This is a genomic window from Variovorax sp. 10N420 (assembly GCF_056394705.1).
Map to the genome: position 1 here is coordinate 1 of NZ_JBFTIJ010000047.1, position 592 is coordinate 592.

The following is a 592-nucleotide window of genomic DNA, read 5'->3' on the forward strand; positions in this document are numbered from 1 at the left end:
TGCCGGTGATCGTGCCCGCAAAGGTCAGCGCATCGCTGCGGTTAAATGCCAGCGTGCCGTTGTCCACCACATCGCCAACGATTGAACCGCTGGTGCCGCCATTGCCCAGCTGCAGTGCGCCCGCCGAGATCGTCGTGCCGCCGGTGTAGGTGTTGTCGGCCGTCAGCGTCGTTGTGGCCAAGCCGATCTGGTTGACGTTGCCGGTGCCGCTGATCGCGCCGGTGAAGGTCCAGGCGTTCCCGTGTCCGAGCGCCAGCGTGCCGTTGTTGGCGACATCGCCCACGATCGAACCGGTGAGACCAGTGGTGGTGCCAATCTGCAGTGTGCCCGCCGAGATCGTCGTGCCGCCGCCATAGGTGTTGCTGCTGGTCAGAACCAGCGTGCCATCGCCTTCTTTCGTCAGTGCGCCGCTGGCACCGGAGAGCGTGTTGGTCAGCGTGAGCGTCGTCCCCGCATCGGTCTGGATGCTGCCGTTGTTGGGAGTGATCGTGACCGCGCGGCCCGACGTGAAACTCGCACTGGTTTCCAAAGTGCCGCCATCCAGCGCCACGCCACCCGCGGCCGCACCTAGGTTGGCATCTGCGCCGACCGA

1 protein-coding gene is annotated in these 592 nt (G+C 65.7%); it reads right to left on the reverse strand.

The features are described from left to right. Window positions 1-592, reverse strand: a 592-nt coding sequence (locus AC1DEK_RS30145; RefSeq protein WP_478128994.1) for an autotransporter-associated beta strand repeat-containing protein, incomplete at both ends; no start/stop codon positions are given.